This window comes from Thalassotalea litorea, from assembly GCF_043642205.1.
GTDB lineage: Bacteria > Pseudomonadota > Gammaproteobacteria > Enterobacterales > Alteromonadaceae > Thalassotalea_A > Thalassotalea_A litorea.
The window spans coordinates 1-11,704 of the sequence record NZ_JBHZSG010000042.1 but is presented as its reverse complement, the minus strand read 5'-3'; the positions used below and the strand labels follow the sequence as shown (position 1 = coordinate 11,704).

General features: G+C 46.9%; 8 protein-coding genes. 4 read left to right on the top strand and 4 right to left on the bottom strand.

Annotated features, from left to right (window positions below; genetic code table 11):
• Positions 1 to 103 precede the first annotated feature (103 nt).
• Positions 104 to 604 carry a (2Fe-2S)-binding protein gene (locus tag ACHUFQ_RS14340; protein WP_394176531.1) on the top strand — a complete coding sequence of 167 codons (501 nt, stop codon included), beginning with the start codon at positions 104 to 106 and terminating at the stop codon, positions 602 to 604.
• Between the two features lie 12 nt (positions 605 to 616).
• Entirely contained in the window at positions 617 to 2,908 is a 2,292-nt protein-coding gene (locus ACHUFQ_RS14335; protein WP_394176530.1) for a xanthine dehydrogenase family protein molybdopterin-binding subunit, read from the top strand.
• A gap of 44 nt (positions 2,909 to 2,952) precedes the next feature.
• Here the strand turns inward: ACHUFQ_RS14335 and ACHUFQ_RS14330 are convergent, their stop codons facing one another.
• Positions 2,953 to 4,230 (bottom strand): BamA/TamA family outer membrane protein, encoded by a 1,278-nt coding sequence (locus ACHUFQ_RS14330; RefSeq protein ID WP_394176529.1) that lies wholly within the window; start codon positions 4,228 to 4,230, stop codon positions 2,953 to 2,955.
• Positions 4,231 to 4,400: 170 nt separating this feature from the next.
• Between ACHUFQ_RS14330 and ACHUFQ_RS14325 the strand changes: the two genes are divergently transcribed.
• Positions 4,401 to 5,372 carry an aldose epimerase family protein gene (locus ACHUFQ_RS14325; RefSeq protein WP_394176528.1) on the top strand — a complete coding sequence of 324 codons (972 nt, stop codon included), beginning with the start codon at positions 4,401 to 4,403 and terminating at the stop codon, positions 5,370 to 5,372.
• A 22-nt stretch (positions 5,373 to 5,394) separates the two neighbouring features.
• Here ACHUFQ_RS14325 and ACHUFQ_RS14320 read toward each other — a convergent pair whose 3' ends face one another.
• Positions 5,395 to 8,703, bottom strand: coding sequence for an efflux RND transporter permease subunit (locus ACHUFQ_RS14320; protein ID WP_394176527.1), 3,309 nt, complete (start codon positions 8,701 to 8,703; stop codon positions 5,395 to 5,397).
• Position 8,704: 1 nt separating this feature from the next.
• Positions 8,705 to 9,757: an efflux RND transporter periplasmic adaptor subunit gene (locus ACHUFQ_RS14315; RefSeq protein ID WP_394176548.1), complete on the bottom strand. Its 1,053-nt coding sequence runs from the start codon at positions 9,755 to 9,757 to the stop codon at positions 8,705 to 8,707.
• Between the two features lie 348 nt (positions 9,758 to 10,105).
• Here ACHUFQ_RS14315 and hutI point away from each other — a divergent pair, with 348 nt between their 5' ends.
• Positions 10,106 to 11,365, top strand: coding sequence for an imidazolonepropionase (gene hutI, locus ACHUFQ_RS14310; RefSeq protein WP_394176526.1), 1,260 nt, complete (start codon positions 10,106 to 10,108; stop codon positions 11,363 to 11,365).
• Between the two features lie 2 nt (positions 11,366 to 11,367).
• On the opposite strand, the gene ACHUFQ_RS14305 is transcribed toward hutI, so the two are convergent.
• Positions 11,368 to 11,637: a VOC family protein gene (locus tag ACHUFQ_RS14305; protein WP_394176525.1), complete on the bottom strand. Its 270-nt coding sequence runs from the start codon at positions 11,635 to 11,637 to the stop codon at positions 11,368 to 11,370.
• Positions 11,638 to 11,704: the final 67 nt, after the last annotated feature.

The following is an 11,704-nucleotide window of genomic DNA, read 5'->3' as shown; positions in this document are numbered from 1 at the left end:
GGTTAAGATCTGAGGTTAAGAGCTAAGGTTAAGAGCTAAGATTAGGAAATTTCTTGCTAATTTATATTTAAAACAGCGAGATGGGTTTGAAACAGGCGGGGCTATGATTAAGTTTACAATTAACGACAAAGCAGTCACTAGTAATGTTGCGCAAGACACGCCTTTATTGTGGGTTATTCGTGATGAACTCAAATTAAAGGGCACTAAATTTGGCTGCGGTATTGCCCAGTGTGGGGCATGTACCGTGCATTTAGATGGTGCTGCGGTGCGGTCCTGTTCGATACCATTGTCTGCCGCAAACGGGGCAAAAATCACCACAATTGAAGGGCTCAAGGGGGAGCACCCTTTACAGCAGGCCTGGTTGCAAGCCCAGGTTCCACAATGCGGTTATTGCCAGTCTGGGCAAATTATGCAGGCGGCCAGTTTGCTTGCGCAAAACCCCACGCCAACGGAGCAGGAAGTGATAGAAGCGATGCGCGGCAATTTGTGTCGATGTATGTCCTATACCCGAATCACCAAAGCGATTCTTTCGGTCTCAGAGAAAAATGCCGTTAAGGTATTCGACCCGGCTAAAGAGAATAACGCAAACGATATGTCGGCTTAACAGGAGATAATCATGAAATCGATCAAAGATGCAAAGCAAGGTGCTCATAATTATTCTCGCCGTCGCTTTTTAATTAGTAGTGTTGGTGGTTCGTTGTTAATGGCGTTTGCCCCCTTATCTCTTGCCAGCGTGACAACCAGAGAATTGGCTAAGGGTGTCGGCGGAGCAACGTTTTCACCGACAGTGTGGTTTGAAATTGCCGAAAACGGACAGATTAATGTCAATATTCCCCGCGCTGAGATGGGTCAGCATGTCGGGACCGCGTTGGCGCGAATAGTTGCTGATGAACTCGGCGCAAATTGGGACGATGTGAGTATCACCCATGTCGATACGGATCCCAAATGGGGGTATATGGTGACGGGAGGGTCATGGTCAGTACACCAGTCTTTTGCGCCATTTTCACAAGCAGGCGCAGCGGGGCGCATAGTGTTGATTGAGGCGGCAGCGAAAATACTGCGTACCGAACCTGGTGAATGTCGTGTCGAAAATTCTCAGGTCATATGTGGTAGCAAAGCGATTTCATTTGCCGATATTGTCAATAAATCGAAACTGGATAAATCCTTTACCCCGGAAGAGCTGGCGGCACTGCCAATAAAATCGGCCAGACAGCGCAAGCTAATAGGGAAATCCACGCAAGCTCTGGATATTCCCGCGAAAATAGACGGTAGTGCCACCTACGGTCTGGATGTCGACATTGACGGTATGGTGTATGCGCGGCCGGTAATGCCGCCCACAGCGTTTGGTTCAAAAGTGAATCATGTTGATGACAGTGATGCCAAAAAAATCGAAGGTTACTTAGGGTATGAGATTTTAACGGATCCCAGTGATGTGATTCAGGGTTGGGTGGTCGTTCTGGCTAAAAACTATTACAGCGCGATAAAAGCTGCAGACGCTTTAAAGGTTGATGTTAGTCCTGGGGAAACCGCCGATGTCAGCGAATCCGATATTCTCAAACGAGGCCAGACGTTGGTAAAAAATTTGGATCAGGGCGCCTGGTTTGTGAATGAAGGAGATGTGGATAAAGCGAAAGGTAATAGCGCAACAACGCTAGAAAGCATCTATCAAACCAACACGGTTTTGCATTTTCCTTTAGAGCCGTTAAACGCGACGGTCTATGAACAGGATGGTATCTGGCACGTCCATGGCGGTAATCAATGGCAATCGTTAACCTTGCCTGCGATCGCTAAAGCCTTAGAGGTTAGCGAAGATAAAGTTATTATTCATCAATACTATCTCGGCGGTGGCTTTGGAAGACGTTTATTTGGCGATTATATGATTCCCGCCGCTCTTACGGCAAAGCAAAGCGGAAAAACCGTGAAATTTATCTTTACCCGCGAAGATGATACCAAGTTTGATCAACCGCGCTCGGCGTCCGTTTCCAAGTTTCAGTCTTACTTTGATAAAGACAATAATTTTTTGGGCATGAATCACGGTTTTTGCGCGGGTTGGCCAACGTTGGCGATGGCTGCCGGGTTTATGCCTGACGGGGCAAATAATACTGGGAAACTTGATCCTTTTTCCGCGGCAGGCGCTGATCATTGGTACTCCATGGCTCATCACCGGGCAATCGCAATCAATAATGATTTAGCACAAAAAACGTTTAAGCCCGGTTGGTTGCGATCTGTCGGTCAGGGGTGGATTGTCTGGGGTCTGGAATCTTTTATCGATGAAACGGCGAAGCAGGCTGGTATGAACCCCATCGATTTTCGCTTATCGTTACTCGATGCTAAAGATAAGCAAGCGGGCACCTGCCCCAATAGTACGGGTGGTGCAAAACGACTTCACCATGTGTTATCCCGTTTAAAAGATAAATTGGCTAACACCAAAGAGCTCGAAGAAAGCGAAGGTATCGGCGTCTCGGTGAGCTCAGGACAGGAACGGAATATGCCTGCCTGGCTTGCGGTTGCAGCTCATGTCAGCGTAGATAAAACATCGGGTAAGGTTGACGTTAAAAAGCTTACGCTGGTGATGGATTCCGGGACTGTTGTTCATCCCGATGGCGCAATGGCACAACTTGAAGGCGGCGCTCTTTGGGGCTTGAGTATGGCCTTGTACGAAGCGACCGAATTTAAAAACGGTCAGGTCAAAGATCTAAACCTCGACACGTACACACCGCTGCGGTTAAATCAGGTACCAGAACTGGATATTGAATTTATTGAGAGCAGCGAAGTGCCGGTAGGATTAGGGGAACCCGGGGTGATTGGTATTGCACCGGCAATCGGTAATGCGATTTATCAGGCCGTTGGTGTGCGGGTGAAAGATTTACCGATTCGACCTGAGCATATAAAGCAGTTACTTGGTTAATGTGAAATGCAGGTAAGGAAATATGCCTGGTTGAAAAGTTGCAATTAGAAAGGTTGGTTAATAATCACCCGAAGCTGACTCCCTTCACTGGACTGGGCATAATCAATGCGGGCAATAATGCCTTCGATATTCATTCGAATGCCGCCGCCAAAACTAAACTTCATGTCTTCATGCAATTCGCTTAAGTTAAATTTATCGGAGATTTGACCGGCATCGACAAATACCACCCATTGCCACCAGGGGAAGCGGTAGTTTTCAATGATCGGCAACTGCGGCAGTGGATGCCAGGCAGGGATCGCCCGATACTCGAGACCATAACTAAAAGCAGCGCGTCCATAAAAGCGGTTGGTGTCATAACCTCTCAGGCTATCCCATCCTCCTAAAGTAACGCCGTCAAAATTGGGCGGGCGTTGGTATTCGCCATTGCGCTTACTATTCCAACTCGGGGTATCAGCCAGTAATGCATTAAAGGCTATCGTTTGTTGTTGGAAAAATTTGTTGGCACCTAATGACACAAACTGACTATATTCCGCTTCCACCTGACTGTATCCAGCTCGTCTGGAATCACCGAAATCTTTGATAAAACGAGTTTGAAATTGAAAACCTTGCGACGGCATGGTGGTTGAGTTTCGGTTATCATAATTGATCTCTAGCTCAATTCCGGCACTGATTTCACTAATTTGTGCATCCGTCGCGCGTTGGTCGTCATACTTTAAGTACTTTCGAAATGGCATAAATGTCAGGGTCGTAAAGCCACTTTCACCGGGCAACCAATTTTCTATATCCTCTAAATCATGAGGTGATGACGGTTGCCTTAACGTCGCGATTGCGCCTTTTTTACCCGCGCCTATGGGTAATACATAATCCAGGGTTATTCGCGAAAACCCCTGACGTGCACCGAGTAGTTGTCGTTCAGGCTGATTAAAGCTGGGATCATGAATGTCATTGACGAACCGATAAAACCCCTGGGTATAGTGCGCGCGCATGATGTCAGAGCTAATTAACCATTGCGACGCCGAAAATGGCTGATAATTGTACGCTCCCCCATAGATAGCCCAGGAATTATTCTGACTGTAAAATCCGCCAGAAAATAATGTCGCCTGAGGTTGCCACGCATGTTTTATCACCCCCGCAGCTCCCACCGTGGTTTTCAGCATTTCGGTATGAAAGGCAAAAGGGAGTCCTTTAAAATCCGGCTTATCTAAAGGCATCTCTTCGGCATCATCAGTGATCGTGGGTTCAATGAATTTCTTTGCCTGGCTAGGCGTACTTAGCAGTATGGCCAGCAAAATTATGATGTTTCGCAAAGATGTGAATGTCAACGTGTCGCCTCAACCCATAACAACATTTATCTGTTAATGATTAAACTATAGGGCAAAAGCATCGGAACTTTATGCAACTATCGATAATTATTGAATATTTACCTGATAGGGAAAACGTTATATTCTCGACAACCTAATCAAAAAGTCAGGCAGCGCATGGGAATGAATCAATGAGCGACGTGTTAAAATCCATCCAGTTAAGCAATGGTAATGGTATGCAGGTAACGCTACTTAATTATGGGGCTCGCATTGCATCGGTTCAATTTAACGACCAAGAGATGCTGGTTACCTATGATGATGTCCATGACTTTCTCAATGATGACTTCTATCTTGGTGCTACCTGCGGGCGAGTGTGTAATCGCATCAGTGGCGCTGGCTTTTCTCTGGACGGCGAGTCGTACACGCTGGCACAGAATAATGGTGGTAATTGCCTACATGGCGGCATCAATAATTTTTCTTACCGCTACTGGACGATTGAAGAGGATAGTGTCACTGAGCAAAGCGTGACTTTGACCTTGATTTCCGAGGATGGTGATGAAGGGTTTCCGGGGAAAGCAAGCATTGCCGTAACCTATCGTTTAACCGGTGATAACCAACTGCATATCGACTATCGGGCAAACACGGATAAAGCCACGCCGATCAATCTCACCAACCACGCTTATTTCAACCTGGGTGCCGTGGATGGCAATTCGCTAGAGCTACAGTTGATGGCGAGTAGCTGTTTAAATCGCAATGAAAATGAGATGCCGGATGGAAGCTTCCGCAGTCTGTTGGGGACGGATTACAATTTTCGTGAACTGAGCCAGGTTGGGCTGCGTCAACAGCAATCTCAGGACCCGGAACTGCTGGCGATGGGAGGCTTTGATCACTGTTATATTCTTGACAATGCGCCGTTTCATCAAGCCAAAGCCCGCTTGGTGGCAAAGCAACAAGGGGTTGAAATGCGCTTGTATACGGATCAAAGTGCGATTCAATTATATACCGGTAAATACCTTGATAGTCCGTTTCAGCCCTATCAGGGCCTGTGTCTGGAAGCACAAAATTATACCGATGCGGTTAATCAACAACATTTTCCCAACAGTATTTTGCGTCCCGGGCAAACCTATCAGCAAACCATTGTCTACGAATTTAAGGCCTTGTAATCGGTGTATCCCGTAATCGAAATTATGGGGTCGTATTAACGTGTTGCGAACTTGGTTTATCGATCTTTTGGCCTTTGCGTTTGTGTTGCCAGCGTTGTTGGATATGAAAAACTAATGACAATAACGCCGGTAAAATTAACAAGGTTACCAGGCTGGAAAATAACAAGCCAAATAAAACGATAATCCCCAGACCGCGGTACAGTTCGGTCCCTTCACCAGGAATAAACACCAGAGGTGACAGCCCAAAAATCGTGGTTACGGTCGACATCATGACTGGACGAAGACGTACGGTTAAAGCTTCCATAATGGCATCTTTTATCGCCATTGACTGCTGTTCTATATTACGGATGGAGCGTTCGACAATTAATATCGGGTTATTTACCACGGTGCCAATCAATACCAAAAAGCCCAGCATGGTGATGACATCAAATGGCTGGTGGTATGCACTCAATCCGAAGGTTGGCAGCAAGGCGCCCAGGCCGTTAAACAAGCCCAGGCCGATAATGCCACTGCTGATGCCAATCGGCACTGTAGTCATAATCAGCAATGGATATCCCCAGTTTGAGAAAACCGCCACCATCAATAAATACGCGATAACAATTGCAAGCATAAAATTACCGGACATTGCCTCTCGGGTTTGCGCCAGTTCACTGGCAGCACCACTGATGGTATAAGTAATATTCTCCTTGGCGAGTATTGCGGATGCGGGGGCTAAAAGCTGGTTTTCGACCACCGCAAGGGCTTGTTCCAAGGCTATATTCCTAGGGGGTATTATTTGTAATGTAACAGTACGCATACCATCTACTCGACTGATAGTTGCGGTATCCACGGTTTCCCTAAGACTTACTAGCGCCGATAACGGCACCTGCTGACCATTGGGGCCATAAAACATCAAATGTTCCAGTTGCTTGGGACTATTGACGGTGCCTTTTTGGGCGAACAATAGCATATCGATTTTTTCATCATCAATATAAAACTCATCCACAAACGCACCATCAGAATAGGCCCATATACTGTACCCCAGATCGGTTTGCGAAATGCCCAGTTCCGCAGCTCGTTGCCAGTCCGGGACAATTTCCACCATAGGTTGTGACATACTCAGGGTTGGCGGCGAAGGATCGGCGTTGAGCTGTGCATCTTCAATTAAAGCATCTGCACTGGCCATTAACTGTAGGGCACGATTATATAGCACCACAAGATCTCGCCCTTTTAACTCGACATTCAGGCTGCGGGTTCCGCCCTGATTACCACTAAAAATAGAGCCTCTTGTGGCAAATGAACGCATGCCGGGAATCGCATCGAAGCGTTCGGTAACGGCATCAATTAACTGTGGTGTATCGTGGCGACTGATCGGTTCGGTGACAAAGCGCATACTGCCTGGCGACATGGATGCGATGTGCATGGCAAGCGCAGGTACCTCGGTTTTAAATGCTGTCTTTATATTAACCTTATCCGCGGCGGTCTCAGTATCTGCGGTTTTGGGTTTTGGCAGCGCCTGACGTTGCTCATCATTGAGCCAGCTTACCTTGCTACGATCGACTTTTTCGGTAAAGTCACCATCGAGTTGACGCCATAATGAACGCATGGTTTCCATATTATATCCCGGGGGCGCCAGCAGACGGGCAAAGACCTTGGCTTCCTCTCCTTCCGGCAGATATTCCGCATCGGGCACCAGTGCTATCAGGGTAAATACGGTGATGATTAAGGTCATCACAACCGCTGTGATTTGTCGACTGGTGCGATTTAAAATCCACTGACTAAAACTTAAAATGCGCCTTGCCATTGCTTCGCCGAACTTGGTCGTAACATGCAGAGTCTTATCCAATTTTCCTTTATGCTCAGCGATTTCTCTGACGTTTAAAATACGTTGGCTGGCAACCGGGATTAAGGTTATGGCGACTAACATCGACATTAAAATTGAGGCCGATATGGCAATAGCAATATCAGAGTACAGCTGCCCAGCTTCCTGTTTTAGAAATACGATAGGCAGGAAAACCATGACTGTGGTTAAGGTTGAGGCCAAGATTGCCGGCCAAACTTCTCGAATACCATCAATGGCAGCATCCATTCGCCTCTTACCCATAGCCACATGCCGGGTAATATTTTCTAAGGCTACAATGGCATTATCCAGGGTCATGCCGATGGCAAAAGCGACACCGGCGAGCGACACCACATTGATACTGCGGCCCGATAGAGATAGCCCTAAAAATGCCGCCAGAATACAAATTGGGATGCCTAACGCGCCAATTAAGGTAGCGCTGACAGAGCGTAAAAATAACAACAGGACCAGGGTTGCCAGTATGGTGCCGATCAGCAGGTTTTGAATCACGGTTCTTGCCGAATTTTCTACATAGCGCACGTCTTCGGAGTTAAGTGTCATAACCAGGCCTTGATTAGCAAGTAGGGTTTTATTTAGCACCGCAACTTGCTCGAGTACTTCCTGCTTAAGAGAAATAACGTTGGCGTCCACTTGTCTGGAAATTGAAATCCCCATGGTTTGCTGGCCAATGGTGGTTCTGAATGTGCGCATTTCTTCATAGCTCATTTCCGCCTGACCAATATCTTTTAATCGCACATAGTAGCCATTTTGCTCACTGATAATGAGGTTATTGAGATCGTCAAGGTCGGTAAACTTGCCCAGCGTACGGATCAGGTAGCGACGTTTGCCAAAATCCATATCACCACCGGACACATCACGGTTACGGGTCCGAATAGCATTGCGGACATCGGCAACTGTCAGCCCCCGGGCTGATAACTCTGCAGGTTTTAAACGGATATGAATTTGTTTTTGTGCGCCGCCGGAAACATTCGCTGTGGCTATACCGGGAATCCGCTCCAATCGGGTTTTTACATTATCTTCAATCCAGTCTTGCTGATGGGTAATATTGCGTTCGTCTTCGCCACTAAATTGAATAGAAAAGTACATAAAGGAATTGCCAGAAAAAGAACTGGCGATAACGGCTGGTTCATCAACATTTTCCGGATAGGATGGTACTTGTGACAGGGCATTGTTGACTAAAATCAAAGCTTCATTGATGGCCATACCAAAGGGAAACTCGAGCTCCACACTCGCGCGACCAAAAGAAGCGGAGCTGACCATACGTTCCAGGCCATTAATATTTTTTAGATACTCTTCCTGTTCAAGTAAAATCTCAGTTTCGATGTCCTGGGGCGTAGCACCGGGCCACCGGGTTTCGACAGATATAATACGCGGGTCAAGATCCGGGATCATTTGTATCGGTACGCGAAATGCCGCGGCTAAACCAAACAAACAGACGATAAGTATGGCGACCAGTAAAACAATGGGCTTTTTGAGGATCGCATTGACCATGTTACTTATCCTGCGGGTTAGATTGTTTGTTTAATTCAGGGATGACGATTTCTCCATCGCGCAGCGATTCATTACCGTAAATTACAACCTGATCACCGACGTTAAGCTGGTTACTGCTAACGGCAATACCTTGACCCTGTTGCGCGCCGGGAATGACTGCGACGGATTTGGCCTGATGATTTTGTTCGCCTTTTTCGATTTTATACACCAGAATCCGACCATCGGGTTTACGCACCAGAGCGTCTTTGGGGAGAAACAAGGTGTTTTCTCCTTGGTTGCTATCGATGAGAAAACGGCTACGAACATTCATCCCCGGTAGCCATTTAGCGGACTTATTGTCCAGACGCAATCGCACCAGAAAACTGCGAAGCGCCTGATCGGCTTGTGGCACAATGCGATCGACACCAGTCGTGACCGGCGCGGCATCGTTGTTATTGCTATCCACAATCACCTGAGTCTGTTGATTGATCAGTGAGTAATATCGGCTGGGTACCTGAATTTGCACGTAAATGGGATCAAGCTGGGTCAGGGTAAATACCTGGGTGTCGGAACCTACGGCCTCACCAACCTCAGTAAGTTTGGCGGTTATAATGCCGTCAAATGGCGCTTTCAGTGTATGGCGAGACAGCGCTTCTTCGGCAAGGTTTAGCTGCGCTTGCATTTGCTTTAACTGCGAGTCGCTCGCTTGCTGTTCGGCGATACGGGTTAAGTATTCAGAATTAGAAATGTTGTGATCTTTTCTTAATTTTTCACCTTCCGTTGCCAGTCGGTTAGCTTCATCGCGACGAACGTTGGCTTCTTCGAGTAAGGCTTTTAGCTGGCGTACATTGGTTTTGGCCAGAATCGCATCTAAGGTCAGCAATGGCTGGCCTGACACCACTTGATCGCCAATGTCCACATGCATTTTTTCCACGTAGCCAGACGCTTTTACCGATAACCGCGATTCTTTAAACGGCACCAGATTCCCAAAGATAGGGACTTCTGATTGAAAAGAACGCTGCTCAACCTCCGCCACCAGTACTTTTCGACCTTGCTCTGCGGCATAGGAATGCACGGAGTTCAATGACAAAAATGTCAATAAAACTATAAGTGTTTTTGCTGTATTAAATGTTTGCATGCGATTGGTTTTATTGAACTTTATTTAATCTATAGTAATGACATTTAATCATTGGTCAAATAAGCAAGGAATGATTAAAGGTGCTGACAATATAATGAACGTTGTTTGAGTATAGAAACTTTCTTGCCGAAACATGGTAATTCCTGAATTCGGATCAATATTTTTTACAAGTACACGACTGAACTTGCCTAGCCGTCAAAATAAACCGCTTCTCGAAAGGAGAGCTAAGTCTCTGTATACTTAGCGGTGTATTTGACCATTCTCACTTGATTCGGAAACCGTTTAATGTCGTCATCAATCCCTAAACTTGAGCCACAGACCTGGCAAACTTTATTTATTAACGCCAACATCGCTACGATGGATGACGGAGCTAATTCTTATGGTGAGCGTGTCAACGCTGCGCTGGCGGTAAGTGCTGGCAAGATAGTCTGGATTGGCGCAATGCAGGAACTGGCGGATATTCAATTATCGGCATATGCACAACTGGATGTGATCGATGTTGCGGGGCAGTGGTTATTGCCAGGACTCATCGATTGTCATACACATATTGTGTATGGTGGCCATCGAGCCAATGAGTTTGAGTTGCGCCTAAAAGGCGCCAGCTATGAAGAAGTTGCCAAAGCCGGCGGTGGTATTGTGTCAACCGTGAAAGCAACCCGCGCCGCCAGCGAACAGGCATTATTTGAGTCGGCGCTAGCGCGGTTAAACACCCTGAAGTCGGAAGGGGTTACCACGATTGAGATAAAATCTGGTTATGGTTTGGATACCGAAACTGAGCTTAAAATGCTTCAGGTTGCCAAACGACTGGGTGAGCAACCCGGTATTGAGGTTCGGAAAACGTTTTTAGGGGCCCATGCGCTACCCCTGGAATACGCAGATAACGCCGATGGTTATATAGATTTGGTATGCAATGAAATGCTGCCTGCGGTTGCGACAAACAAGCTTGCCGATGCGGTAGATGTCTTTTGCGAAGGCATTGGATTTGATATCGAACAGACCGAGCGGGTATTTCAGGCCGCTAAGCAGCATAATATTGCCATTAAAGTTCACGCCGAGCAGTTGTCGGATCTCGGTGGTACCGCTTTAGCGGCGAAATATCAGGCGTTATCGAGTGATCATCTCGAGTATCTTTCAGAAGATGGCATTAAAGCCATGCAACAAGCCGATATGGCGGCGGTGTTATTACCCGGTGCTTTTTATTTCTTACGAGAAACCAAGTTACCGCCAATCGACATGTTGCGAAAACATGGAGTCGCCATCGCGCTGGCAACTGATGCGAATCCGGGATCGTCACCGATCCACTCGATTCAACTGATGCTGAATATGGCTTGTACCTTATTCCGGTTAACGCCGGCAGAAGCGATTGCCGGTGTTACCTGTTATGGCGCCAAAGCTCTTGGGCTTGCAGATAAAGTGGGTTCGTTAGAAGTTGGCAAGCAGGCAGATATTGCCGTGTTTAATGTCGAGCAGGTTGCCCAGCTTTGTTATCAGTATGGTGTCAATCCTTTGACCTCGATTTATAAAGCTGGTGTGAAAACCGTTTAACCTTACTGCGTTGTCGGTTCTAGCAAGTCCCATAAATTTCCGTATAAATCAGAAAAAATAGCCACCGTGCCATACACCTCATGGCGCGGCGCTTCTTTAAACTCAACTCCCGCAGCCTGCATTTCCTGATAGTCTCGGTTAAAATTATCGGTCTGTAAGATCATTAGCACCCCATCTCCGGCTTGTTTTCCCACCGCTTGTTGCTGGGCGTGGGTATCTGCGATGGCTAAAGCCAGTGCGAATTCTTTAGCACCCCTAGGTTGTAATACCAATCACATTAAATTATTGCTCACTCAGTGAGAATTTAAAGGCTTTTAGGCAAGGCTTTGATTGCAGAGA